Here is a 26,121-nt window from a genome sequence, read left to right as displayed (position 1 = left end):
TGTTAATACTCACATCAATTCACTATCTTGCACCAATGCGGTTTAGTGAAATTGTTGGCCAGCATGCCGTAAAGCAGCGTTTAATTAACTCGGTAAATGAGAACCGGGTGAGCCATGCGCAACTGTTTTTAGGTCCGGAAGGATCAGGCAGTTTGGCGCTCGCTGTTGCCTACGCACAATATTTGTCGTGCGAAGACAGGCAGGCCGACGATTCATGTGGTGTTTGCGCTTCATGCAGAAAATATCAAAAACTGATGCACCCGGATCTGCATTTCTCCTACCCTTTTTTCGCTAAGCATAAGGATGATACCGCTATTACCTTTATTGAGCAATGGCGTGAGGCTATTGAGGCTAATATCTATTTAAGCCTGGATGCCTGGCGAGGCTACCTTGATGCCGAGAACAAGCAAGCCAACATCAACATAGCCGAGTGCCATCAGATTATTAAAAAACTCAGCTTAAAACCTTTTGAGTCGGAGTATAAGATATTGATCCTGTGGTTGCCTGAGTATCTGGATAAGGAAGGTAATGCGTTGCTTAAAATAATTGAAGAGCCGCAGCCCAACACCTTGTTTTTACTGGTGGCGCAAAATCAGGATCAGATACTGAACACCATTCTATCGCGCACGCAACTGGTAAAAATACCACCACTGGAGTATAATGATATAAAAGCTTATTTGCTTAACGAACGCGGTCAGCCCGAGGCTACAGCCGCTGAAATGGCTTATCTGAGCAACGGCAATATGGCCGAAGCTTTAAGCATGTTACAGCACGATGCCAGCAACTATCACAGCCAGTTTATACAATGGCTACGTATGTGCTACAGCAACAAAGGTATTGAGGTGGTTGCCTTTGTAGAGCAACTGGCAAAGCTGGGGCGCGAAAATCAAAAAAACTTTTTACGCTACGGCATAAACTTTATACGCGAGTGTTGCCTGCTGCTGGCCGGTGCCCCTAATCTGGTGCATTTGCCTGCAAGCGAGTTTGACACGGCGCAAAAAATGATTAAAGTAATGAGCATTGAGGCTACCGAAGCCATAAGCAGTGAGCTGGAAACCGCACACTACCATGTGGAACGGAACGCCAACCCTAAAATTTTATTTTTAGATGTATCTTTGCAGATTATAACAATATTACATTATAAAACGATTCGCCAGGGGCGAACACAATATATACCGAAATAACTATGGGATGCGGAAGTTGCTCATCAGGTGGTTGTACACCTGCGGGCTGCAAAAGTAATGGCTCATGCCTTACTAATGGTTGCAGCAAATTAGATGTTTACGACTGGCTGTCGCATATGGACATGCCGGCAAATTATAAACCATTCTCAATCATCGAAATAAAGTTCAAAGGTTCGCGTAAGGAATTCTATAAGAACGTTGATAACATTTACCTTGAGGCGGGTGAACTGGTAGCGGTTGAAACCACCACCGGCGGATATGACATTGGCCATGTATCGTTAACCGGCGAACTGGTTCGCATGCAAATGGTAAAACGCCATGTTAAGGAGGCCGATGTGGTAAAAAAAATATATCGCCGTGCCACCGCTGCTGATGTAGACAAGTGGAAGGCGGCTAAAGACCTGGAATGGGAAACCATGCACCGCTCGCGCAAGCTGGCGTTGGATTTAAACCTGAGCATGAAGATAAGTGATGTGGATTACCAGGGCGATAAAACCAAGGCCACATTCTATTATACTGCTGAAGGACGTGTTGATTTCAGGGAGCTTATCAAAAAAATGGCCGAGGCTTTCAGGATACGTATTGAGATGCGCCAGATTGGTATGCGCCAGGAAGCAAGCCGCCTGGGTGGTATCGGATCATGCGGGCGCGAATTATGCTGCTCAACTTGGTTAACTGATTTTAAAACCGTGTCAACTGCCGCGGCGCGTTACCAAAACTTATCATTAAATACACTAAAACTGGCCGGGCAATGCGGTAAACTGAAATGCTGCCTCAACTACGAGTTGGATACCTATATGGATGCTCTTAAAGGCATTCCTGATGATGTGCATGTCCTGAAAACCAAGGTTGGCGATGCCCGTTTGCAAAAAACGGATATATTTAAAAAGCTGATGTGGTTCAGTTATCCTAATGCCGAATCGTGGATTCCGTTAGAGATAACTAAAGTAAAAGAGATACAAAAGCTAAATAAAGAAGGCATCTTCCCTGATGATATTGTACAGGAAGAGGAAGTTGAAACCAAACCGGCAAAGGCACTCGATTACGAAAACGTAGTTGGGCAGGACAGCCTTACCCGCCTTGACGAACGCGCTAAAAAGAAAAAGAATAATAATAAGAACCGTAATAAGGGCAATAAGCCAACCGGCGACAACAATAACGCACAGCCTCAGCAACAAAGAGCTCAACAACAGCAGCCAAAACCCCAGCAACAAGGGCAGCAGAGGCAGCCGCAAAATAAACAGCCTAATAGTAAACCGCAGCAGCCCAACAACCAGCAGCAGGGCAATAATAATGGCACCGCTGTAAAAGTTGAAGGCAGTAAAGGGAATAACAACAGGCGCCACAGGCATCGGCCTAACAGTGGTAATCAAAATAGTCAACAACCAGGCAGAGAGCAGTGAAAAAGCTGAAATATTTATTAACGCTTACCGCTATAACAGCCTTATTTTCATCATGCGCAAATCCTAATACAGTGCTTGATGAAAATAAGGCCATCCCTAATCATAACTGGGCGTATACAGACCCATTAAAATATGATGTAAAGATTGACGACGCTGCCCTGCTTTATAATATCTACCTGAACTTGCGCGTTACCGGCGATTATAAGTACTCTAATATTTTCATCATATTCCGCCGGGCGGGGCATGGAAAAAAAGCGCAGGCAACCCGGTATGAATTTAAACTGGCTAAACCTGATGGCGAATGGCTGGGTGCAGGATCGGGCAATTTGTATAGCTATCGTTTTGTATTACTTAAAGGCCATAAATTTCCCGAAAAAGGCGTTTATCATGTCGAAATAGAACAAAATATGCGGGATAACCCGCTACGTGAAATTAGCGATGCGGGGCTGTGTGTGGAGAAGGCGAAATAATCCGATATCAATTAAAAGGTAGTCGAAAAAAAGAAAAAGCAGCTGTATCAGCTGCTTTTTCTTTTTTAATTACTTGAACGGCTTTTATCGCCGTCAGATATCTGTTTAATCAAACTGCCCCAGGCCAGCGGGTTAAGCAGGGGATTAGGCTGCAGCGAGTTCTGATTAAGTATACGTGTATGCATAGCACCGGCGTTGGCGGTTTGTATTTCGCGACCGTCGCGGGCAAGCGTATTTTGTAAAGCCATTAGTGATGACCGGCTCACATTCTTTTTCGCTACTTCCAAATCGTCATCAGCTATCTTCATAGCCAAAAAGTCTTTCCTGAATTCATCTGTAGTAGCCCACGGGAATACCCGGAATGTAGGCAGGTTTACAATCTGCGGCTTCAAGGGTACTTTTACCGTATAGCTTTTATTGGCATCAGCAGGTATAACTACCACCATAGGGGCATAACCAACAGATGTAAAACGCAGGCTATCTCCCTCATGAGCAACGAAGGAAAAGTAACCTTTATAGTTAGATGAGCTGGCTGATTTTCCGTTCGACAAATTAGTCACCGTTACATAAGGTACGGCAATGCTCGTACTATCAGCATTAAAGGTAACACCTGAAAACTGAACCAACGGACGCTCTTGCTGCTGCGCGAGGGCAGCAGTGGTAAACATTAAAAATAATATCCCGATCAAATACTTCATCTGCACTTATTATTTTACCACTTTTATGCCAAAAGGTTTAATTGATGGTCAAAAATATCCGCTTTTTTGTAAAGCGGGTATGTTTTAACAATACTTAACAATTAACGCAGGTTTTCAGGCAGCACAGCGTTAGGATCATCAATATCGGTTAAATTGATGGCTTCAACAGCAGTAATTTCAGGCACGGCCTTTTTAATAGCCTGCTCAATGCCGGCTTTCAAGGTCATGATGCTCATTGGGCATGAACCGCATGAGCCCAGTAGTTTTAGTTTAACAACATGCTCAGGAGTAATTTCCTCTATTGATACGTTCCCGCCATCAGCCTCCAGATACGGACGAATAGTATCCAGCGCTTTCTCAACCTGATCTAATAAATCACTCATTTTTATTATTTTATTACTGTAAAGTTAATAATTATTTACAACATTCTTGTCCACCACGCCGCGGGCGTTGTAGATGGATACCTGTTGTGCAACCATCTCGGCCATCTTGATAAAGGCATCAGCGGTTACGGTATTATCCTGTAAAATTACCGGTACTCCGGCATCGCCCGATTCGCTGATGCTTTTTACCAGCGGTATCTCCCCTAAAAACGGCACATCGAGCTGTGTTGCCAGATTTTTGCCGCCATCCTGTCCAAATATGTAGTATTTATTTTCAGGCAATTCAGCCGGGGTAAAGTAGGCCATGTTTTCAACCACGCCTAAAACCGGCACGTTGATAGCGTCCATCATAAACATGCCGATACCCTTTTTGGCGTCAGCAAGTGCTACGTTTTGCGGGGTTGTTACAATAACAGCGCCCGTAACCGGGAAGGTTTGTGTTATGGTGATATGGATATCGCCGGTACCCGGAGGCAGGTCAACCACGAGGTAATCCAGTTCGCCCCAGTCAGCATCATTAAACAATTGTTTTACGGCTGTTGATACCATTGGCCCGCGCCACGGCACCGGTTGGTTTGGATCAGTAAAGAAGCCTATGGATAACAACTTCAAACCAAATTTTTCAATCGGCTCGATACGCGTTTTACCATTTTGCTGGGTAGCATTTGGCCGTGCGCCTTCTAAACCGAACATAATAGGCAATGATGGGCCGTAGATGTCCGCATCAATTAAACCCACTTTAGCGCCTGATTTTGCCAGCCCTAAAGCCAGGTTAACCGCAACGGTTGATTTGCCTACGCCACCCTTACCTGACGCTACCGCGATGATGTTTTTAACTCCCGGCACACCGGTATCTTTTTGCGAGGTAACGCGCGAGGTCATGTTAATATTTACTTCAACATCTTTGCTAATGAAGTGGCCGATGGCATTACGGCAGGCATTCTCTATCAGTCCCTTTAACGGGCAGGCCGGCGTGGTAAGTATAACCGAAAAACTGAGGCGGTTGCCATCAATATGTATATCCTGAATCATATTCAGGGTAACCAGGTCCTTTTTCAGGTCAGGCTCCTCAACATGGCTAAGGGCTTGTAAAACTTGTTCTCTTGTAATTGTCATTTATATATATTAACACAAAAATATGAAAACCGCTTGGGTTTGGTTTTGTTACCGAAATAATTTACTGTACTTTAACGTTTGAAGCGGATAAGAAATACTTAGTTTTGGATAAAATTTACTGATGCGTCGCCTTAACCCGAGATATATCCGGATAGCCGGAATTGTACTTGCCTGTATACTGATAGTAATTGTAATTAGTGGCTTTGTAGCTTACTCTAAACGCGAAGCCCTGCTTCAAAAAGTTATTTACAAAGCTAAAGCCAAAGCAAAAAACGATTATAATTTAGATGTAAAAATAGGTACCGCTCATTTTACAGGGCTTAGCCAGGTAGCTTTCAATAACATCTCGATTGTGCCGGATGGTCGCGACAGCCTGCTCCGTATAAAAAAACTGGTGGTTGATGTAAAGCTGATGCCGCTGGTTTTGGGCGATGTAAAACTATCTGACGTTACCCTCGAAGACGGTTTTGTAAGCCTGACCAACGTAAAAGGCGTTAAGAACTTTGACTTTTTATTTAAAAGGAAAAAGCAAAATACGGAAAGCAAAGGCAAGGTTGACCTGGCCGATCTATCATACCGCCTGATTAATCAGGTTCTTTACAAAGTTCCGGAGAACCTCGACCTGAAAAACTTCAGCATCTCGTACCAGGAAGATACAACCCGTGTTAGTTTACTTGCCAAAACCGCTGTTATTGATGACGGCGACCTGAAATCGACCATCAACGTAAACAACGGTGAATCAACCTGGCACCTTACCGGTAAAATGCACGCTTCAGACAAAGACATCGACGTAAAGCTGTACGCTGATGGTAAAAAGGTAGAGCTGCCCATCATCGAACGTAAGTTTAAAGCCAAACTCAATGCTGATACCATTACCACCCGCTTAACCAAAGTGGAAAAAGACGGTAGTGAAACGCGTATTTACAGCTATTGGGGCGCAAAAAACCTGCTGATCAATCACGCCGGTTTATCCACACAAGATATCATTATCCCGAACGGTGCTATTGACGCCAATGTGTTTATCGGCGAGAATTATGTATCGCTGGATAGCACCTCGACCATTCACTTTAAAAAGATCAAGGCACATCCGTTTATTAAGTACACGCTTAACCCGGTTAAGATATATGAGTTAAAGATAAATACCGGCTGGATGAACGCGCAGGACCTTTTCGATTCTTTCCCGGTAGGCATGTTCGAATCGCTGGATGGCATGAAGGTATCGGGTAAATTAAACTATGCCCTTAACTTTTACATGAACAAAAACCAGGTAGACAGCCTGAAATTTGATTCGCGACTGGATAAAGAAGACTTTAAGATACTCAAGTTCGGTAAAGCCGATCTCACCAAGCTTAATAAACCCTTTGTTTATGTGCCGTATGAAAAAGGCAAGCCAATGGGGCCGCACCTGATCGGGCCGGAAAACCCGGAGTTTACACCATTGAACCGGATACCTGCCGACATGCGTAACGCTATAATGACGGCGGAAGACCCTTCATTTTACCGCCATAACGGCTTTGTGGAACAGTCTATCCGCAGCTCAATCGTTACCGATTTTAAGGAGAAGAAGTTTGTTCGTGGCGGCAGTACCATATCAATGCAGTTAGTTAAAAATGCGTTTTTGAGCCGTAACAAAACGCTTTCGCGCAAAATTGAAGAGATACTGATTGTTTGGCTGATCGAGAATAACCGCATCATGACCAAGAACCGCATGTTGGAGGTTTACTTTAATATTATTGAGTGGGGCCGAAATATTTACGGTATACATGAGGCATCGCATTTTTACTTTGGCAAAAACCCGTCAGACCTTACCCTTGGCGAGAGTATTTACCTGGCCAGTATTGTGCCTAACCCTAAAGCCGGTTTATATGCCTTTAATCCGGATGGTACTTTGCGCCGTGGCTTGCATGGCTACTTTAACCTCATAGGCCGTTTAATGGCAAGCAAAGGGTTGGTAGCACGAGATACTAACGCTTACGGGTTTTACAACGTAAGGCTGCGCGAAGGCTTGCGCCGTGCCGCCCCTGTTGATACTACCGCTGTGCTTGATAGTACCATACTGCAGCAAAACCCGGATGCCATGCCGGTTGAGGAGCCCGAAAAGAAGCTAAACTTCTTCCAGCGCTTATTTGGCGGCGGCAAAAAGGATAGTACCGATAAAGAAGAAAACAAACCGGACTCGGCAGAGATACGTAAGCAGCGCGAGAAAGAAGAGAAGAAAGAACGCAAACGCCGCGAAAAGGAACGCCGCGACGAGTTACGTGAACGTGGATTATTTTAAATTTTAAAACGCTGACAATTACCTGTGAAATAAATTTTTTTTCGGAAAAAATAATGCTTGTATTTCTGAATAATAAAATGCCTATATTACAGGCGGATTGAGGTGTATAGATAAAACAAACAACTAAACAGGCAAAGTAAACTCAACTACTCACTTTACAAGTAAAAATTTAATGAACATTTTCGTAGGAAGCCTTCCTTACCAGTTACAGGAAGAAGATTTAAGGGCCCTTTTTGAACCATTTGGCGAAGTAAGCTCTGCAAAGTTAATTATGGACAGAGAGACAGGCCGTAGCAAGGGCTTTGGTTTTGTTGAAATGCCTGATGATGAAAGCGCACAAACAGCAATTGACGCACTTAATAAAAGCGAAGTTAAAGGCCGTTCAATAGCCGTTAGCCAAGCTGAGAACAAGAAACCAAGCGGCGGCGGTGATCGCAGAGGCGGTGGTGGCTTTAACCGCGGTGGCGGTGGTGGCTACAACCGTGGCGGTGGCGGCGGCTACAGCCGTGAAGGTGGTTATAACCGCGACAGAGGCGGCGACCGCTGGCAGTAAAAATAAAAAAGGCTTTGAGCATTGCTCAAAGCCTTTTTTGTTGCGCTTAACTTTTATTATTTAAGCGACAGAATGTATTTTACCATCTTATCAGCATCGGCAGCTGCAAGGCTTGGGTGCGGCGACATTGGGATCTGGCCCCAAACGCCTGAACCGCCATCAATTACTTTTTTAGAGAGAGCTGCATAATTAGCAGGAGTTGCCGGATATTTCTTGGCCACATCAATATAAGCCGGACCAACCAGCTTTACGTCAGTTTTGTGGCATGATAAACAATCAGATTTAGCAATCAGTGCCTTACCTGCGGCAATTTCAGCAGCAGTAGCTTTGCCACCTACCGGTTTTTTAGCAGCGGCCTTTTTTGCCTTGCTTTGCGCGTTAGCGTTATTTATGGCCGGAGTTGCAAGCAATAATGCCAGCATCATTCCGGGTATAACTAATAATTTTTTCATCCTTATATAATTCAGCTTTATTTTTTACAATTTATAAACTCAATAATAAGATTTTGATTGTTCTGTGACATCAAAATAGTCTAATTTTTAAACGTTCTAAATAGTGGCTTTGTGTTATTGCTACACCAGCTTATTTTATATCCAAAAGGCGACTGTTGGTTTATAACAGACGCCTTTAGTTGACAGCTATAATCATAGACTGATCGAAACCGAATTGGTTTAATTGATAAAATCAAGATCCTATAAACTTTCAGCCATCGACTTAATCTTTAATAACGCTTCATCCCATGCCGCCGACATTTGATCGAAATGTTCCTCGCCCATATCTGAAGATATGGCCAGCACTGTATGCCCGTTGTTTTCGGTTAACAAGTAACTTTCCTTAGCTCCTTTGTAGTTCTGCGCATCCTCGCTTGTGGTATCCGTTACACCGTTTAAAATGAAGCCGTCATATTCAATTACCACTTCAGTATGCGGTTTCCCTACCAAAATAAAACCGGTTATGCCGTTATTACTGCCGTCTGCAAAGGTTACGCGGCTACCTTCGCGCCAATCGGTTTCGGCAAAAGTGCCGGCCGAAAAATAACTTAGCCATTGCCGGTTCAATTCGTTATTAAATAGTACCCGCCAAACTTTCTCGGGCGATGCGGCTATTTCTACTTGCTTTACAATAGGTACGTTTTTCATGATAGTGGTTTATTTAATGGTTTGGATTATAGCTCAGCATCCATTGAATGCCAAATTTGTCGGTAAATGAACAATAGTAATCGCCCCAAAACATCTGTTCCGGCTGCATTTGCACCTTTCCACCCGCAGATAGTTTTTCAAATATGTTATCGGTTTCTTCTTTGCTATCCGTGTTAATAGAGATATAAGTGTTATTGCCCGTAACCAGTTTAAAGCCCATCGCTTCAGGGGCGTCAGTGCCCATCAGTATATTATTTCCTAACGGTAGGGCAATGTGCATAATCATGTCCTTGGTATTAGCGGGCGGTGGGTTTTGCGGCTCTCCGGACATATCGGCACATCCGTTACCGGCATCTGCCCCGTCGCCAAAGCGCATCAATGCTATAAATTCGCCGCCAAAAACTGATCTGTAAAAGTTAAAAGCTTCTTCGGTATTACCGTTAAAGTTTAAGTATGGATTTGCTGATTTCATAATGGGTTGGTTTTGTATAATTAGTTTTCCAGTTTACCTTTCAGGTTACCAAGGCCGGCCTGTAAGTCGTTTCCTATCATCTGCTCTACATCAAAAAACAGGCACATAATGTTAAACGGGTATGGAACATGCTCTTCAAACCCCCAGGTTACCTTGGTCTGTGCCGGAGCGATGCTATCAGTAATCATGTAGGCCGGGGCAACAGCCTCCATTGGTTCTATAAAGCGTATTTCGTAATCCACGCGCTTGCCCTCGTCAACCTTTTTAATTTCCTGCTCGCCTTTGCCCACACTGTCGCGTTCGCTATCCCAGGCAGAAATAAAGCCCGGTTGACCATCTGTACCACGGAATTCCACCTTCATCCCCGGATCCATACGAGCCCATTTACTGTATTCATTTTGGTTTTTTAAGTATTTGATGTAACTGAACACCTCCGTTTTGGGTTTATTAATAACGATTGAGCGCTTGATGGAATAATTGCCGTTTACAAATAGTGCAATGATCAGTGCAACCGCTACGATAGTGAGCAATGAAAGCAAAATAATTTTTAAGATCTTCATGGTTGTTTTAGTTTAATCAACTCAAATATAATGTATTACGAGCGGATGGCAATTACCCGTAATGGCTAATAAATTGAGTTGATTTACCAAAAGTAGCTGAATAAACGTTTGCGTTTGAGGGGTGAAAGAGGCAATTAAAGGGGGCGGGCAGGACACAAAAAAGGGCATCGTTTAAAACGATGCCCGAAGGTGCATTTTGGTAAGAAAGGCCACACCACCGCACTTTCTACAAAATATAGAACACCTTATCTTTTGAGGCTGGTTCTTCAGCCGGTTTATCTTCTTTATAATATTGTTTGAGCATTTGTAATATATCGCGCTCTATAGTACCTGATATGGCCGTTGTCGGCGTATCAGTTGGTTTGTTCTCGAACGGATCCTGCAGGTGAATGGCCATTTTTTCGATCAGGAAAAAGGAACTGGCTATTGCTATAACCATAGGTATTTCTACCAACCCAAAAAACTCTATCAGGCCAAAGGGTAGCAACGCAACAAAAAGGATCAACGCAAAGTGTATATACACCTTATAGGTTGATGGGAATACCGTGTTCTTAATACGTTCGCAGCCACCCATGTGGTTGGAGAATCGTGTTAATGTGGCATCCATCTCTATTTGCTGAAATTCATTGATCCAACCTAATTTATAGGCATGGCGTAAATCGGCGCCGTGCAATTCAAGCAGGGCAACCGCTTTATTGCTGTAGCCTTGTATATACTCAAAATCCTCTTTACACAGCCATTTATCCATTCCGGGCATCGGGTCGTGCCCGCGCAACTGGCGACTGAGCACATAGCACCAGGCGATTTGACGTTTGGCCATACGTTCGCAAAAAGCTATTTCTTCTAATTTGCCGTAATGCGTATCAATGTAAGTGAACAACTGGCGTGTAAGTGTACGTGAATCATTAACTATAGCACCCCAAAGCGTGCGTGCTTCCCACCAGCGATCATACGCCTGGTTTGATTTAAATGCCAGCAACAGCGAAATAACCGTGCCCAGCAATGTAGGTACCGCGATAGGTATTGATATACGCGTAAAATGAAAGTTTTTATACAACAGTGCTATTAACAGCGCATATATAGTAACCAGCATCACCTCGACACGTATTTTGCCGAAGATGTACTTAACGGGTATATTTTCTTGTAATAACATTGCTTAACTTTTTAATGATCAATAAATCATATTTCAGCCATAACCGGTTCCATTGGGTGCGTTTGGCCTATTGCCTCAGCACGATGTGGTTTTATAGGTAATACCGGTAAGCCGCTTTTTTGTATCAAGATGGCCGGGTCAATACTGGCTTTGTTGATTTTACCGGCATAACAATGTTTAAGATCAAGCACCTGGTTTACCGCGTTCGCTTCTAAAAAAGCTTTAAACATGCTTAACGTGCTACCATACAAAAATTCCACCTTTATAGCGCCTATTTGCGGATACTCTTTTTTTAAGGCAGTACAACCGTTATAAAAAGCGTCGCTAACCTGCTCGTACTCCCGGCTTCTTCTTGACAGCATCAGCAAATCGGTAATCGAATCTGATAGCTTAAACATGTGCATAAAAATGAAGTTGAGCGGTTCGCCTTTCATTTGCTCACAAACAAGCGGTACAGCCTTCAGGGCTTCCGTATTAAAATCTGTTGGAATGAGTATGGTTTGCATAGGTGTAATTGTTAATATTAAACCTTAGTTATTTTACCTATGCAATATTACCGGGCAGGTATTAGAGTGTGATAAGGCTTTAATTAGAATATTATTAGAATATACAACAATTTGCGTTTAGGTTTATAATAAATCGCTTGACTTATACTCATTATTCTAATAATTACAACAATTGAATGGATTTTTATTAGAGAATTGTTAGAGCGCTTTGCTTATATTTCAATATAACCCTCAAACACACGCTCGGCAGGGCCTTCTAAAAATATTTCGGTATAGCGCTCGCCGTCGTAATTGAAACGTATGTTCAGATCGCCGCCCAATACCTTTATAGGTGTAGTAATGCTTCCTGTTTGATTATTTTGACTGGCCATTGCCAATGCTACAGCTGTAACGCCGGTGCCACAGGCAAAGGTTTCGTCTTCAACGCCGCGCTCGAAGGTGCGCACAAAGTAACCGTTGTTCTCTGCAAGAGCCTCCACAAAGTTTACATTAATACCGTTTGTTTTATATGTATTGTTATTGCGAATGGCTGAGCCGTCGTTGTAAACGTCTTTGCTCTCAAGATTCTGAGCCAAGGTTACATAATGTGGAGACCCCGTGTTGAGCACATAGGCTTCTCCATCCCGTTCTACCACGTCAACATTAATCATTTGTAAGCTTACCCAGTTGCCTTCGGCTGAAATTTTGGCATAATGCGGTCCATCAACTGCCACAAATTCCGTCTCGTTGCCAATCACGTTTAAATGGCGTGCGAAAGCGACTATACATCTGCCCCCGTTACCACACATACTGCTTGGGTTACCGTCGGCGTTATAATACACCATCTCAAAATCATAGCCATCGGCATTCTGCAAAAACATAATTCCATCAGCGCCAATGCCAAAACGCCTGTCGCACAAACGTGCAAGTAGTTCCGGATTGTTATGATTTACAGCAAGTTGCCTGTTATCAACCAAAATGAAATCGTTGCCGGCACCCTGGTATTTATAAAAATGAAGTTTCACAACGGTACGTATTAATATGTTGTAATATTACCATATAATATTTAAAAAGCTGTCATAGCGCCGTTAAATCAGGTTTAACACTTTTTAACATAAATGCTTATAACATCTCATTGTTCTTACCGTCTATATGGTATTATATTTGAACATTGTAATCAAACCCAGTAAACAAAAAATTATCAATAATAACATGAAAAAAGTTGGTTTAACATTATTAACCGCCTTTGCTGGCGGTGCAATGGCGTTAGGCACCTACAAAATCTTCGAGAAGAAGTATGCCGATAACATGACCTTTGAGGAACGCCAGAAGGTATATTTTACAAATAACCCGGTAACCGTATCATCAGCCGGTTCGGTTGATTTTACCCAGGCCGCCGCAACTGTTACCCCTGCTGTAGTTTATATACGTACCACATATTCATCGCAACAAGGCAATGGCGGCAGCAGCCCGTTTGATGATATGTTCGGTGATTTTTTTGGCCAGCGTATGCGCCCCCGTGGTCCGCAGCAGGCATCAGGCTCTGGTGTAATTATTTCGCCTGACGGTTACATTGTAACCAATAACCACGTGGTTGAAAAAGCGGATAAGATCACCGTTAACCTGAATGACCACCGTACTTTCCAGGCTAAAGTTGTAGGTACCGATCCAAGCACTGACCTTGCCCTGATCAAAATCAGCGGTAATGATTTGCCGATAGTTAAATTAGGTAACTCTGACGATGCTAAAGTTGGAGAGTGGGTATTAGCTGTAGGTAATCCTTTTAACCTTAACTCTACCGTAACCGCCGGTATTGTTAGTGCCAAAGGCCGTAACATAGGCATTATCGGCAGCGAGAATAATGATGAAGACAGCAGTCCTTTTGGCATGCGCCAGCGCCAATCACAGCAGCCAAGGCTTAACAAGGCAATTGAATCATTCATCCAAACTGATGCCGCTATTAACCCTGGAAACAGTGGTGGTGCGCTGGTAAATACAAAAGGCGAGCTGATTGGTATAAACGCAGCTATTGCTTCACATACAGGCTCGTACGAAGGTTATGGCTTCGCCATCCCGATCAACCTGGCTAAAAAAGTATTGAATGATATTAAACAATTTGGCTCTGTAAAACGCGGTTACATTGGCGTTAGCTTTAGAGAGCTTAATGATGATGCCGCTAAAGACCTTGGCATTAGCCGTAACACCGGTTTGTATGTAAGTGAACTGGTTGATGGCGGTGGCGCAGAAGCGGCGGGTGTTCGCAAAGGTGATATCATCACTAAGGTTGAAGGCAATCCGGTTTACGAGTCGTCAGACTTACAAGAACGTGTAGGCCGTTTACAACCCGGTGATAAAATTAACATTACCGTATTGCGCGATGGCAGCGAGAAAAACCTGACTGTGACCCTAAAGGGTGAAGCAGCAGCTCCAAAATCAGCAGCAGTATCAAAATCAGCAGAAGAGCTATTCAATAAACTTGGTGCCAGCTTTCAGCCGCTTACCAAAGAGCAAAAAGCCAAATTCCGTGTAAACAACGGTGTTGTGGTAACACAGGTTCGTCCGGGCCGCTTGTTCTATGAAACCGAGATACCGGTAGGTTCAATTATTACAAATATCAATAAACAGCCAATAAACAGCGTTGCTGATATTGATAAAGCCATAACCAACCTGCGTAATGGCAACCTGATCATAACAGGTGTTTATCCAGACGGAACAAGCTTTAACAACATGTTCCAGGTACAATAATATATTTGATTATTAGTTTGCAAAACGCCCGGCGTCACTGTCGGGCGTTTTGCTTTTATGGCGATTTGAGAATACTTTAATGAGCAGGTTCTGCTGTGAAATTCTGCAATTCATCAGCACTTGGACCGTAGCTACCAGGTATCGGCACATCTAACAATCTTAAAAACACGCCCAACTGCGCACGATGATGTACCAGCTGGCAAAAAGTAGTGCGTATCATTTCGGCGCGGGTGCAGGTAACATATACAATCTCACCATTACGTAGCGTCCAATCAGGCAAAAGCTCCTCTTCGGTCGCATTCTCCAATCTTTCTTTGGCGCTTGCATAGTTTTGCTCAAAAAATTCGGCAGCGGCCGCAGCACTTGGGCAATTATGCTCGGTGTAACCACTTGTAGCAAAGTCGAGTTCATTGGTGTTAAGCACCATTGTTACCCAGGCTGGCAATTCACCTATATGGCTTGTTAGCTGGCGCAACGTCATGCTCTTGGGGTGTGGCTGCCAGTCTAATTTATCTTCAGGAACAATGCTTAACATTTTACGGGTAGTTACGGCCTCTTCGGCCATTTCTTTTAATAACATCGGGATAATTTTCATGATGGTTGTTTTTAAATTTAATTCAAAGTAACCACCCGGTAATGACAGCCCTATGTCAACAGCAATAACAAAAATTAAAAAAGATTTTCTTCGTTACAAAATCTAAAAACACGTCGCTTATTTGATCGGAAACCTGCGCGCCATACAAACGCTTTGCTGAAATTGGTTGACGGTTTTTTGAATAATTTTCTATTGTTTTTTTGAAAAAATAAATGGTTAAACACAATTTTTTTCGGTTTTTAAATGTTTTAAATACATATAAAACAACAAAAACATTTTAGCAGGCGTAAATCAGTTAAAACAATTAAATTTTTATTGTACACCATACAATATTGATTTTTTTGCGTGTTTTTGCGTGTTTTTTATGACATTAACAACGATTGTGTAAGATGTTTGCGATATGCATAATTTGGTGTATTTATATTTAAAATTTTTTTAAAAAATATTTGCACGAAATTAAACTTAGTGTTATCTTTACACCGTTGAAACAACAACACAAAATAGTCTTCTCATAATTTAGGTTTATAATTGGTTAGTAAAGGCCTCCTGCCCATCAGGAGGCTTTACTTTTTTTAAGCCTTTTTTGTTTAGCAAAGCCGATAAATTAGAGGAAAATTTGGGGAAGAGGTGTATCAGTGAAAAGCATTAACGCCTGCGCGCTCAACCGCATTAAAAAGCGTGTTCAGAGAAGTTTGTGAAAGACAGGCCAGCAAAGTAATTTATATTATTGCGCCAATTGCCCGTCCTGATCTTGTACGTCAGGGTTATAATTAAAGAGCCTGCGTTCTTTTATTATAGAAGTTACCTTTTCAGGTACATATTCTTCCCATCCGGGCTTGTTATGCTTAATAAGGTTCAGCACATTGTCTGACACTATTTGCAGATTAACTGCATTAAAGTCGCGGATATCCTCAATTTTATCATTTGCAACCAGGTATTCTAACAAGTCAATCAATTTTGGAGGTAAGGTGAATTTGCCTACGTTCAGTATTTCAACATCTCGTAAGGTAGGATAAACATATAGTTTCACCTTGCGGCTGAACAGGGTAGAAAAGGATTCTAATATACCGCCCGGCAAATTGGTGTAATGATCTTCAGAGAAAATGTACTCGAGATTAGGATAACCCAGCACAATACCAATTTTTAGTTTGGTTATACCTGACAGATAGGCGGCTAATTTATAATACTCATGAAAGTTAGATATCATTACTGTTTGACCCATACTGCAGAGTATGTCCACCCGGTCCAAAAAGTCTTTCTCATCAATCAGCCCGGTTTCATCGTCATCTCTTTCTTTAAGAGATTTCAATGTAAGCTCCGAAAGCACCACGATGTTATCTTTATCTATATCAGGCTCCTGTGTAAACTGCTGTAAACCGCGTTCAAGCATTTCTACATGAACGTTGATCAGCGGCCTGAACCTGCCGCGTACTACTACTATATGTTTTTTGTATAGTATTTCTGAAGGTTGTTGGTTTTTTCCATTAGGTCCGAAGAGCGCCGCGTCTGAGAAACCGTACTTCACCAGGTAAAGGCTCATCAAACGGTTATCGATCTTCTCAAAATCGGGTCCTTCAAAATGGATCATATCGATCTGTATACGCCCGGTGTTAAGATCATGCATCAGCGATAGCAGAAAATCCTCGGGTGATTGCCTGTGATAAAAACAGGCATATAACAGGTTTACCCCTAAAACGCCTACTGCCTGCTGTTGTAGTACATTGTCATTGTCCAGCAGTTTAATGTGTAATATAACCTCGTGCGACGGGCCGTTAGGTACGGTTTGAAAGCGCACGCCGATCCAGCCGTGGCCTTCGTTGGTTTTATGATAGTTCAGGGCCGAAAAAGTGCCCGAAAGTGCAAAGAAAGTAGTGCTGTTTCCGCGCAGTTCGGCAAGCCTTTCTATCAGGAGCTGATACTCATGGTCGAGCATGGCAACCAGCCTTTGGCGGCTTACATACCGCTTAATTTGTTGCGTGCCGTATATCGCGTCAGAAAAGGTCATGTCATAGGCAGACATGGTTTTGGCTATGGTACCTGCTGCCCCGCCCGCCTTAAAAAAATGAGCTGCTATATCCTGCCCGGCGCCTATCTCCGCAAATGATCCATATATCTGCGGATCAAGGTTGATGGCCAGCGCCTTCTGCTTAGTTGATATATAATTGTTTTTCATAATTAATACTTTGTGTTAAACAGCTGCTTTAAAAATCTTTCCTGACCGGCTAATTACCTAACTAAATTATGAATCGTACAAAAATCAACTAAACAAGCTACAAACCTTGTTACCAGACTTAACTACGTTGGTGCAATTATAACAAATGTTCTGCAAGGGGCATCCGCTAACAAGCAATCCTAACGGAATTCTAATACCAATTAAGTACAGCGAAAAAGTATTAAGGTTTTTATTACTGATGGTATCTAAATATGTAACCATGTTAAAAATATACGCGTCACAGGCCTAAATCTTAATCATGTTTCAATTCAATAGCTCAAAAATCTTAATCCTTATTATTCTTAGTTTTTGTTTTTCGATCAGCAAACTGTCTGCCCAAAAGCTGGACAACAAAATTGATAGTGTTATAAAAACGGTGTTTAATGAACGCAATGGCCCGGGAGGGGGATTTATGGTTGCTAAAAAGGGAAAGGTTGTCTATTTAAAAGCATTCGGCAAAGCCAACCTGGAACTTAATGTTGATATGCAAACGAAAAACGTCTTTGAACTTGGCTCAATGACCAAACAATTCACCGCAATAGCGATATTGATGCTTGAGCAGCAGGGCAAACTAAGCGTAAATGACCCGTTATCAAAATTTATGGCTGATTATCCGGCCGGAGATAAGATCACCATACATCACTTACTCACCCATACATCCGGTATTAAGGATTTTACCAAAATGAACACGCTACCAGACATTGCCCAAAAAGAGATGACGCCCAAAATGATGATCGACTTTTTTAAAAATGAACCTGTAGATTTCGCGCCCGGCGAAAAGTTTGAGTATAACAACTCTGGTTATGTATTATTGGGCTATATAATTGAACTCGTATCCGGCGAAACCTATGAGGATTTTATTGCCAAAAACATCTTTGAAAAGGTGGGTATGAAGCATTCATATTATGCGAGCGATAGAAGGGTTATTCCGGGCAGGGCTTATGGCTATCACAAAAAGCCATATGGGTATGTTAACAGAACAGTAATCAGTTTTAGCGTACCCTTTTCGTCCGGTTCGTTAATGTCGACCCTTGACGATATGCTTAATTGGCAGAATGCACTTAATACGAATATTTTGATTGATGCGGCTGAAAGAAAAAAAGCTTTCAGTACTTATACATTAAATAATGGCGAGAAGTTTGAATATGGGTACGGCTGGCATATCAAAACTATAGGTACAACGCCGAGTCGTGAACATGGCGGCAGTATCTTCGGCTTTAAATCCATGGGGGTATATATCCCCGATAAAGAGATCTATGTACTTGGGCTAAGTAATTGCGACTGCAATTCACCTACAAATGTAACGCGTGAAATTGCCAAGCTGGTATTAGTTAATTGAAAAGTATTGGTGCAGATGAGGTAGAAGAAAACCATTGTAGTGAAAATAAATACCGCTTTTAATTATTTTCTTTTTAAGTTGACAACGAACTCCTATATTTGCAGCCCAACCAAACGGGGGATTAGCTCAGCTGGCTAGAGCGCTTGCATGGCATGCAAGAGGTCATCGGTTCGACTCCGATATTCTCCACTAACGAAAAAGCCACCTTTAAAGGTGGCTTTTTCGTTTAATCGATATATTTATATATTCTGCGAGGTTCTGGCTCCAAATTAACTTTCCTTTGCCATTATATTGTAAGAATAGGTTTTTTCATAAAACCTATAGTGTTATAAATCAGTATATATGGTAATACTTTTCTAAAGAAATCGTTAATAAAGCCGAAGCAAGTCTATCTTAAGGTAAAAAACAATATTATGGCAACAGTTGAGAGCATACAAAACACGTATATTGATTATGTGCTGACCGAGGGAACTAAGCCTAAGTCTGTTTACATTTTTGCGAAGCAGAACGAAATGACAGAGGAAGAATTTTATCGTTTCTTCGGGTCTTTTGAGTGTGTGGAGCAAAGCATATGGGCCGATATGGCCAACAAAACGCTTACCGAAATTGAAGCGCAGGAGGTTTGGATTCAATACAGCGCGCGCGAAAAAGCACTGTCATTTTTCTACGCATTTTTTGAGCTATTAAAGGGGCGCCGGAGTTTTGCTGTTTACAGCCTGAACAGCCACGCCCGTACTTTGGGTTCGCCGGTGGTGCTTGACCAGCTCAAGGTTGTTTTTGAAAGCTTTGCTGAAAGTATTTTGAAGCAGGGCCTGGAAAGCGGAGAACTTTCTGACCGCAAATTCTTTGCAAAACGCTACAAGGATGGCCTTTGGATGCAGTTTGGCTTTGTGCTGAATTTTTGGATAAAAGACAATTCGGCCGGGTTTGAAAAGACCGACGAGGCGATTGAAAAAGGCGTGAACGTTACTTTTGATTTGTTTGAGCGTACACCTATTGATAACCTGTTGGAGTACGGCAAATTTTTATACAACAACAGCAATATTAAAGAGAAAGTAGGTTTATAACCCGCAACAGTGAAGGCAGAGCCCGTTAAAGGGCACGATGATTATGAGCGAAACACCAAAAGAACAAAACAGCATACCCACCAGCAAAGTACAACGTTCGGCCAAGTTTGTAAAAACCGGGCTAAAAATAGGCGGTAATTACGTTAAGCACTATTCAAAAAAACTGTTTAATCCGGATATGGATAAAACAGAGCTTGACCAGGATAATGCGGCCGACATCTATCAATCATTGAGCGAGCTTAAGGGCAGCGCGTTAAAGGTTGCGCAAATGCTCAGTATGGATAAAAACCTGTTGCCGCAGGCTTACGTGGATAAGTTTTCGCAGTCGCAATACAATGCACCGCCACTTTCGGGGCCGCTTATTGTGCAAACGTTCCGTAAGTATTTTGGCAAAACGCCCGACCAAATTTATGATAAGTTTAACCTGCGTTCTACTAACGCCGCGTCCATCGGGCAAGTGCACCAGGCAGAATTAAATGGTAAAAAGCTGGCTGTAAAAATTCAGTATCCGGGTGTCGGCAACAGTATATCGTCAGACCTGAAACTGGTTAAACCCTTTGCCTTTCGCCTGTTGGGAATGAACGAGCGAGAACTGGATATTTATATGCGCGAGGTTGAAGATCGCCTGCTTGAAGAAACCGACTATGAACTGGAAGTACGCCGCTCCATCGAGTTTTCAACCGCATGTGCTATTTTAAACAATGTAATATTCCCTTCTTATTACCCCGAACTATCCAGCAAGCGTATTATAACGATGGATTGGCTTGAGGGTAAACATCTGCGCGAATTTCTGGCTACTAATCCATCTCAAGAATTGCGGAATCAAATTGGGCAGGCGCTTTGGGATTTTTACAATTTTCAGCAGCATGAGCTGCGAGCCGTACATGCCGACCCGCATCCGGGTAACTTCTTGATCACCCCTGAAGGTAAATTGGGAGTTATTGATTTCGGTTGCATTAAAGAGATGCCCGAAGATTTTTATACCCCTTTCTTCTCCCTTACTTCAACCGATTTGTTGAGTAATAAAGAGGAAACGATAAAGGCATTCCGTATGCTGGATATGATACATGCCAATGATAGCCCGGCGCAAATTGAGTTTTATTATAATGCTTATAAGGAGATGATCAGCCTGTTTGCTATGCCCTATATTAACAGCACTTTTGATTTTGGGCAAACAGCATTCTTTGATAGCCTGTATCAGTTTGGTGAAAAAATTTCCAAGATGCCGGAGTTTAAACAGCCCCGCGGCGTAAAACACTTCATTTATGTAAACCGCACTAATTTTGGCCTGTACAATATTTTACATGAGCTGAAAGCCGAGGTACGTACTGATACGTATAAACCTCACGTAGTGCTTGAATATTAATTAAAGCTTATTGGATTTGTTTTGCCCTTGATTAAGATAACTATTCGCCACGAAATGATGGCTAAAGCAGGTATACCTAACCAATGAGCCTGAAATGAGTTGTTTAAATTCCCTCTGAAAAGCCAGGAAATAGAATGGCCCAGGCCGCAGCCCGGGCACCAGCCTATGCCCGCCATTTTTAACGGGCATAAACTAAAATGTGTTTCGGCGGCCGGATCAGTAAGCGCGAGTGCTATAATAGCCGCCAACCAAAAAGTTAGTTCAAAATATTTTGCGAACAGTTTTTTAATCAATTTTTTCGGACTTGGTTGCGTATAATAAAGATACACCAAATGCACTTATTACACCAACCAGTAAAGCGCCAAACATGCGGCCAGAAAACTCTTCGAAGTTATTGCCGCTCGATACATAGTTGATGAATACAATAGCTGCAAATACAGCTAAAATGCCACCAAAAATTAATATTTTGAAGCTTTGTACCAAGGCTTCTAAAAAGCCCATGTTGCCGTTAAGGTAATTGTCGCGGTAATCCTTGATAGCTATCAGCAGACCTATGATCGGAATTAATGCCGAAATATATTCAAACGGTGATGCCTTTGAATCTTCGAGATTGTAACCGGTTTTGTACATGATAAATAACCAAAGGCCGCTGAATATACCAATAACCACTCCGGATAGTAATGCGTTTTTCATCGTTATAAATTATAAAAGTTAGGTTAAACTGTACTGCCGGTACTTATAGCACCATGCAGATAATAAAGCGCATTAAAGCTGCTTTTGTTTGAACTTTATGTCACAATTTGGGTTATGCTAAATAAAAAAGGCACTTTTAAGTATATTTGCGGCAATTTTGGATATACGTGAAATTTTAGAACGTTACAAGGCTGATAAAAGGGTAACGGCATTAGCATCAGCGCTAAACGCAAAAAAAAACCCGAGTGTACAGCTGCGCGGTTTGGTTGGCTCAGGTGATGCCGCTATTGCGGTAGCTTTGTACTTTTTGCAGCACAAGCACATGATATTTGTGCTACCCGAGCGCGAAGATGCGGCATACTTTCAGGCCGACCTGGAGAGCCTAACCGGTAAAGAGGTGCTTCTTTTCCCGTCATCATACCGCAAACCATTTGAATTTACCCAGCCCGACAGCAGCAATGTGCTGGCGCGCGCCGAGGTTTTAAATGAGCTTAATCATTCTTCGGAGTATGGCCGCCTGATTGTTACCTACCCCGAGGCTTTGGCTGAAAAGGTGATAGACCGCTCGGCACTTGAAAAAAATACGCTCGAGATGAGCGTAGGCAGCAGCCTGAGTATTGATTTCATCATCGAGTTTTTAGTAGAGTACGATTTTGAGCGGGTTGATTTTGTTTATGAGCCGGGCCAGTTTTCGGTGCGGGGTGGTATAGTTGACATATTTTCGTTCTCGCATAACCTGCCTTACCGGGCGGAGTTTTTTGGTGATTACGTTGAGTCCATCCGGACGTTTGAAATTGAGAGCCAGTTATCGGCCGAGCAGGTTAAGAGCATTACCATCGTACCGAACGTACAATCAAAATTCCTTACCGAAAATAATATATCGCTGCTTGAGTATGTTGAGCCCGATACGCAGGTTTGGATGAAGGATGTACAGTTTACGTTAGACATTATTAAAACTGGCCATAAAAAAGCTACCGAGTTATGGAAGGCTTTATCAGCTGATGAAAAGCAGCAAAACCCGGAGTGGATAGACCCGAAATTCAGTTTTACTGATGAAAAAATGATTGCCGACCAGCTGCGCGATTTTGCCGTAATTGAGTTTGGTAAACAGTTTTTTTATGAGGCTGATGAGCAGTTACATTTTGAAATGCGCCCGCAGCCATCATTTAACAAGGATTTCAGTCTGCTGATCCACAACCTTAAAAACAATGAAGCTGATAAGATAGAGAACTTTATTGTTACGGATTCGCCAAAACAGATAGAGCGCCTTTACGCCATATTGGACGACCTGGACAAAACCATTAAGTTCACACCGATAAATATAGCACTGCGCGAAGGCTTTGTTGATTACGAACAGCACATAGCCTGTTACACCGATCACCAAATATTTGACCGTTATTATAAATACAAGCTCAAAAAAAGCTACCAACGCTCGCAAGCCATTACTTTAAAAGATCTGCGGGAGCTGAAATCAGGCGATTACGTTACCCATATCGATCATGGCATTGGTAAATACGCCGGTTTGGAAAAGGTAGAGGTAAATGGCAAAACGCAGGAGATGATCAGGCTGATTTATGCCGACAACGATTTGCTGTATGTGAACATCAACTCACTTAACCGTATCTCTAAATATAGCGGTAAAGAGGGGCATCAACCTAAAATGAATAAGCTGGGTACTGATACCTGGGAGCGGTTGAAGAAAACCACAAAAAAAAAAGTTAAGGACATAGCCCGCGATCTGATCAAGCTATATGCTGTGCGCAAATCGCAAACGGGTAACGCATTCTCTCCTGACAGCTACCTGCAAACAGAGTTGGAAGCTTCGTTTTTATACGAGGACACGCCTGACCAGGAAAAGGCAACGCTTGATTTCAAAAAGGATATGGAGTCGCCTCACCCGATGGATCGCCTGATTTGCGGTGATGTGGGCTTTGGTAAAACAGAGGTAGCCGTACGTGCGGCATTCAAGGCCGTAGCCGATAGTAAGCAGGTGGCCATATTGGTGCCGACTACCATTTTAGCGGCGCAGCATTACAAAACATTCAGCGATCGCCTTAAAGGCTTCCCATGCAACATTGATTATGTTAACCGCTTTAAGAGCAGTAAACAGATCAAGGATACATTGGAGAAGCTAAAAGAAGGCAAGGTTGACATCATTATCGGCACCCACCGTTTGGTGAGCAAAGATGTTAAGTTCAAGGATCTGGGCCTGATGATCATCGACGAAGAGCAGAAGTTCGGCGTATCAACCAAAGAGAAGCTAAAGCAAATGCGCGCTAATGTGGATACGCTTACCTTAACCGCTACGCCTATACCACGCACGCTGCACTTCTCATTGATGGGCGCGAGAGATTTATCGATCATATCAACCCCGCCACCTAACCGCCAGCCGGTGGTTACCGAACTGCATGTGTTTAACGATAAGCTGATAAAAGAGGCTGTTGAGTTTGAACTGGCACGAGGCGGGCAGGTCTTCTTCATTCATAACCGGGTGAGCGACTTACCGCAGCTTGGTGGCCTGATACGTAAACTGGTACCACAGGCACGTATTGGTATAGCCCACGGACAGTTGGATGGCGATGCGCTGGAAGATGTGATGATGAAGTTTGTGAACGCCGAGTACGATGTATTGGTGGCCACTACCATAATTGAGGCCGGCTTAGATATACCTAACGCCAACACCATCATTATCAACCACGCCCACATGTTCGGCCTAAGCGATTTGCACCAGATGCGCGGCCGTGTTGGTAGAAGCAACAAAAAGGCGTATTGCTATTTGCTGAGTCCACCGCTTTCAACACTTACAACCGAGGCCCGCAAACGCCTGAGCGCGATTGAAGAGTTTAGCGATCTGGGCAGCGGTTTCAACGTAGCCATGCGTGATTTGGATATTCGCGGCAGCGGTAATTTGCTGGGTGCCGAACAAAGCGGTTTTATAGCCGAAATTGGCTTTGAAATGTATCATAAGATATTGGATGAGGCTATACAGGAATTGAAGGATGACGAGTTTAAAGAAGTATTTCCGGATGATAAGCCGCGTGCCTTTATATCGTTTACCCAAATAGATACCGACCAGGAGATATTGATACCGAATGAGTATGTAACCAACCTTTCGGAACGCTACAACTTGTATACTGAGCTATCGAAACTGGAGAATGAAACCGAACTGACGGCATTTAAGCAACAGCTTCACGACCGTTTTGGGCCTGTGCCGCCGCAGGTAAATGACCTGCTGAATACCATGCGCCTGCAATGGCTGGGTAAATCAATCGGTTTTGAAAAAATATCGCTTAAAAAGAATGTGCTGCGCGGCTACTTTATCACCAACCAGCAGTCTCCATATTTTGAAACAGACGCATTCAGGCGGGTACTTACATTTGTGCAGGGCAACCCGCGCCGTACCAACCTTAAAGAAGTTAAGAATACCCTGCGTTTAAGCATTGATAGCGTAAGTACTATTGATGAAGCGGTGGAGTTGTTGAGTGAAATCGCCGGCGCTGTAGAAGTATAATTCAATTTGATAGGTTATAAACAATAAAAGCAGCCCTAAAGCTGCTTTTATTGTTGTATGTAGTGAGGGGTGCTTAATTCACCAATTACCAATTACTATTCTCCAGAAACTATCTCCCTTTTTTAGCGTTCGGGAATTTCATTCTGTAATCAACCTTAACTGCGCCTTTGGAAATATCACCCAGGCGTTTTTCGATCAGGCGTTTACGCAGGGGGCTTAATTTATCAGTAAATAGCTTACCCTCAATGTGGTCGTACTCATGCTGAATAATGCGCGCGGCCATACCCGAAATGGTATCTTCATGGTGTTTCCAGTTCTCATCATAATATGATATTTTGATGGTAGGCTTACGGTAAACATCCTCTCTCACGTCGGGTATGCTCAGGCAGCCCTCGTTGAAGCCCCATTCCTCGCCTGTTTCATCAATAATTTGTGCATTGATGAATGCTTTTTTAAAGTTGGCCAGCTCCGGCTCCTCATCATCAAACGGCGTAGCATCAACCACAAACAAGCGCATTGAAAGGCCAATCTGCGGGGCAGCCAACCCAACGCCGCGCGCATTGTACATGGTTTCAAACATATCATTAACCAGTTCTTTTATATGCGGATATTCGTCGGGCTCAATAGCTGTAGCTTTTTTACGTAAAACAGGATCGCCGTATGCGATAATAGGATACTTCATGGTGCAAAAATACGTGA

Annotated in this window: 25 protein-coding genes and 1 tRNA gene; 11 read left to right on the top strand and 15 right to left on the bottom strand. The window is 42.9% G+C overall.

Annotation, left to right across the window (positions count from 1 at the left end; genetic code table 11):
• Window positions 1–35 precede the first annotated feature (35 nt).
• From LT679_RS12800 to LT679_RS12790, 3 genes are read left to right on the top strand one after another with little or no spacing between them, the layout of a single operon-like run.
• Window positions 36–1,184 carry a DNA polymerase III subunit gene (locus LT679_RS12800; RefSeq protein ID WP_232177987.1) on the top strand — a complete coding sequence of 383 codons (1,149 nt, stop codon included), beginning with the start codon at window positions 36–38 and terminating at the stop codon, window positions 1,182–1,184.
• Between the two features lie 2 nt (window positions 1,185–1,186).
• A complete protein-coding gene (locus LT679_RS12795) occupies window positions 1,187–2,587 on the top strand; it encodes a PSP1 domain-containing protein (RefSeq protein ID WP_232177986.1) in 1,401 nt (466 codons plus the stop codon).
• Window positions 2,584–3,057, top strand: a complete 474-nt coding sequence (locus LT679_RS12790; protein ID WP_232177985.1) for a gliding motility lipoprotein GldH — start codon at window positions 2,584–2,586, stop codon at window positions 3,055–3,057. The genes LT679_RS12795 and LT679_RS12790 overlap by 4 nt, the downstream gene beginning before the upstream one ends.
• Before the next feature lie 65 nt (window positions 3,058–3,122).
• Here the strand turns inward: LT679_RS12790 and LT679_RS12785 are convergent, their stop codons facing one another.
• The 3 genes from LT679_RS12785 to LT679_RS12775 form a co-directional block, all read right to left on the bottom strand.
• A complete protein-coding gene (locus LT679_RS12785) occupies window positions 3,123–3,755 on the bottom strand; it encodes a peptidase associated/transthyretin-like domain-containing protein (RefSeq protein WP_232177984.1) in 633 nt (210 codons plus the stop codon).
• 101 nt (window positions 3,756–3,856) lie between these two features.
• The gene (locus LT679_RS12780) at window positions 3,857–4,138 is read right to left on the bottom strand and encodes a NifU family protein (RefSeq protein ID WP_232177983.1); all 282 of its coding nucleotides are present in this window, start codon (window positions 4,136–4,138) and stop codon (window positions 3,857–3,859) included.
• 24 nt (window positions 4,139–4,162) lie between these two features.
• Window positions 4,163–5,254: an Mrp/NBP35 family ATP-binding protein gene (locus LT679_RS12775; protein ID WP_232177982.1), complete on the bottom strand. Its 1,092-nt coding sequence runs from the start codon at window positions 5,252–5,254 to the stop codon at window positions 4,163–4,165.
• Window positions 5,255–5,375: 121 nt separating this feature from the next.
• Between LT679_RS12775 and LT679_RS12770 the strand changes: the two genes are divergently transcribed.
• Together LT679_RS12770 and LT679_RS12765 are read left to right on the top strand one after the other, a co-directional pair.
• A complete protein-coding gene (locus tag LT679_RS12770; RefSeq protein ID WP_232177981.1) occupies window positions 5,376–7,532 on the top strand; it encodes a biosynthetic peptidoglycan transglycosylase in 2,157 nt (718 codons plus the stop codon).
• A 172-nt stretch (window positions 7,533–7,704) separates the two neighbouring features.
• Complete coding sequence (locus LT679_RS12765; protein ID WP_232177980.1) at window positions 7,705–8,085, top strand: RNA recognition motif domain-containing protein; 381 nt, start codon at window positions 7,705–7,707, stop codon at window positions 8,083–8,085.
• Between the two features lie 56 nt (window positions 8,086–8,141).
• On the opposite strand, the gene LT679_RS12760 is transcribed toward LT679_RS12765, so the two are convergent.
• The 7 genes from LT679_RS12760 to dapF form a co-directional block, all read right to left on the bottom strand.
• Window positions 8,142–8,537, bottom strand: a complete 396-nt coding sequence (locus LT679_RS12760) for a c-type cytochrome (RefSeq protein ID WP_232177979.1) — start codon at window positions 8,535–8,537, stop codon at window positions 8,142–8,144.
• Between the two features lie 240 nt (window positions 8,538–8,777).
• Window positions 8,778–9,224, bottom strand: a complete 447-nt coding sequence (locus tag LT679_RS12755; RefSeq protein WP_232177978.1) for an SRPBCC family protein — start codon at window positions 9,222–9,224, stop codon at window positions 8,778–8,780.
• Window positions 9,225–9,237: 13 nt separating this feature from the next.
• Complete coding sequence (locus LT679_RS12750) at window positions 9,238–9,696, bottom strand: VOC family protein (protein WP_232177977.1); 459 nt, start codon at window positions 9,694–9,696, stop codon at window positions 9,238–9,240.
• Between the two features lie 20 nt (window positions 9,697–9,716).
• Window positions 9,717–10,256, bottom strand: a complete 540-nt coding sequence (locus tag LT679_RS12745) for an SRPBCC family protein (RefSeq protein WP_232177976.1) — start codon at window positions 10,254–10,256, stop codon at window positions 9,717–9,719.
• 226 nt (window positions 10,257–10,482) lie between these two features.
• Window positions 10,483–11,409, bottom strand: coding sequence for a bestrophin family protein (locus LT679_RS12740; protein ID WP_232177975.1), 927 nt, complete (start codon window positions 11,407–11,409; stop codon window positions 10,483–10,485).
• 26 nt (window positions 11,410–11,435) lie between these two features.
• Window positions 11,436–11,915: a hypothetical protein gene (locus tag LT679_RS12735; RefSeq protein WP_232177974.1), complete on the bottom strand. Its 480-nt coding sequence runs from the start codon at window positions 11,913–11,915 to the stop codon at window positions 11,436–11,438.
• A 212-nt stretch (window positions 11,916–12,127) separates the two neighbouring features.
• Entirely contained in the window at window positions 12,128–12,919 is a 792-nt protein-coding gene (gene dapF, locus LT679_RS12730) for a diaminopimelate epimerase (RefSeq protein ID WP_232177973.1), read from the bottom strand.
• Window positions 12,920–13,106: 187 nt separating this feature from the next.
• Here dapF and LT679_RS12725 point away from each other — a divergent pair, with 187 nt between their 5' ends.
• Window positions 13,107–14,639 (top strand): Do family serine endopeptidase, encoded by a 1,533-nt coding sequence (locus LT679_RS12725; protein ID WP_232177972.1) that lies wholly within the window; start codon window positions 13,107–13,109, stop codon window positions 14,637–14,639.
• A 76-nt stretch (window positions 14,640–14,715) separates the two neighbouring features.
• On the opposite strand, the gene LT679_RS12720 is transcribed toward LT679_RS12725, so the two are convergent.
• Window positions 14,716–15,234 (bottom strand): DinB family protein, encoded by a 519-nt coding sequence (locus LT679_RS12720; protein WP_232177971.1) that lies wholly within the window; start codon window positions 15,232–15,234, stop codon window positions 14,716–14,718.
• Between the two features lie 724 nt (window positions 15,235–15,958).
• Window positions 15,959–17,407: a TonB-dependent receptor gene (locus tag LT679_RS12715; RefSeq protein ID WP_232177970.1), complete on the bottom strand. Its 1,449-nt coding sequence runs from the start codon at window positions 17,405–17,407 to the stop codon at window positions 15,959–15,961.
• Window positions 17,408–17,705: 298 nt separating this feature from the next.
• On the opposite strand from LT679_RS12715, the gene LT679_RS12710 reads away from it, so the two are divergent.
• The 4 genes from LT679_RS12710 (at window position 17,706) to LT679_RS12695 (ending at window position 21,218) form a co-directional block, all read left to right on the top strand.
• The gene (locus tag LT679_RS12710; RefSeq protein WP_262909283.1) at window positions 17,706–18,785 is read left to right on the top strand and encodes a serine hydrolase domain-containing protein; all 1,080 of its coding nucleotides are present in this window, start codon (window positions 17,706–17,708) and stop codon (window positions 18,783–18,785) included.
• A gap of 115 nt (window positions 18,786–18,900) precedes the next feature.
• Window positions 18,901–18,974, top strand: a tRNA-Ala gene (locus tag LT679_RS12705).
• A 224-nt stretch (window positions 18,975–19,198) separates the two neighbouring features.
• Window positions 19,199–19,852: a TetR family transcriptional regulator C-terminal domain-containing protein gene (locus tag LT679_RS12700; protein WP_232177968.1), complete on the top strand. Its 654-nt coding sequence runs from the start codon at window positions 19,199–19,201 to the stop codon at window positions 19,850–19,852.
• A gap of 43 nt (window positions 19,853–19,895) precedes the next feature.
• Window positions 19,896–21,218 (top strand): ABC1 kinase family protein, encoded by a 1,323-nt coding sequence (locus LT679_RS12695; protein ID WP_232177967.1) that lies wholly within the window; start codon window positions 19,896–19,898, stop codon window positions 21,216–21,218.
• Here the strand turns inward: LT679_RS12695 and LT679_RS12690 are convergent.
• Together LT679_RS12690 and LT679_RS12685 are read right to left on the bottom strand one after the other, a co-directional pair.
• Complete coding sequence (locus tag LT679_RS12690; RefSeq protein WP_232178073.1) at window positions 21,215–21,394, bottom strand: DUF2752 domain-containing protein; 180 nt, start codon at window positions 21,392–21,394, stop codon at window positions 21,215–21,217. The genes LT679_RS12695 and LT679_RS12690 overlap by 4 nt on opposite strands.
• A 109-nt stretch (window positions 21,395–21,503) precedes the next feature.
• Window positions 21,504–21,911 carry a DUF4199 domain-containing protein gene (locus LT679_RS12685; RefSeq protein WP_232177966.1) on the bottom strand — a complete coding sequence of 136 codons (408 nt, stop codon included), beginning with the start codon at window positions 21,909–21,911 and terminating at the stop codon, window positions 21,504–21,506.
• A gap of 157 nt (window positions 21,912–22,068) precedes the next feature.
• On the opposite strand from LT679_RS12685, the gene mfd reads away from it, so the two are divergent.
• Window positions 22,069–25,422, top strand: a complete 3,354-nt coding sequence (mfd, locus tag LT679_RS12680; protein WP_232177965.1) for a transcription-repair coupling factor — start codon at window positions 22,069–22,071, stop codon at window positions 25,420–25,422.
• A gap of 109 nt (window positions 25,423–25,531) precedes the next feature.
• On the opposite strand, the gene def is transcribed toward mfd, so the two are convergent.
• Entirely contained in the window at window positions 25,532–26,104 is a 573-nt protein-coding gene (def, locus tag LT679_RS12675; RefSeq protein WP_232177964.1) for a peptide deformylase, read from the bottom strand.
• Between the last annotated feature and the right edge of the window lie 17 nt (window positions 26,105–26,121).

It is taken from the genome of Mucilaginibacter roseus (assembly GCF_021215455.1).
Classification (GTDB): domain Bacteria; phylum Bacteroidota; class Bacteroidia; order Sphingobacteriales; family Sphingobacteriaceae; genus Mucilaginibacter; species Mucilaginibacter roseus.
Note: the sequence above shows the minus strand (reverse complement) of the source record. Positions and strands in the feature narration are given on the sequence as shown.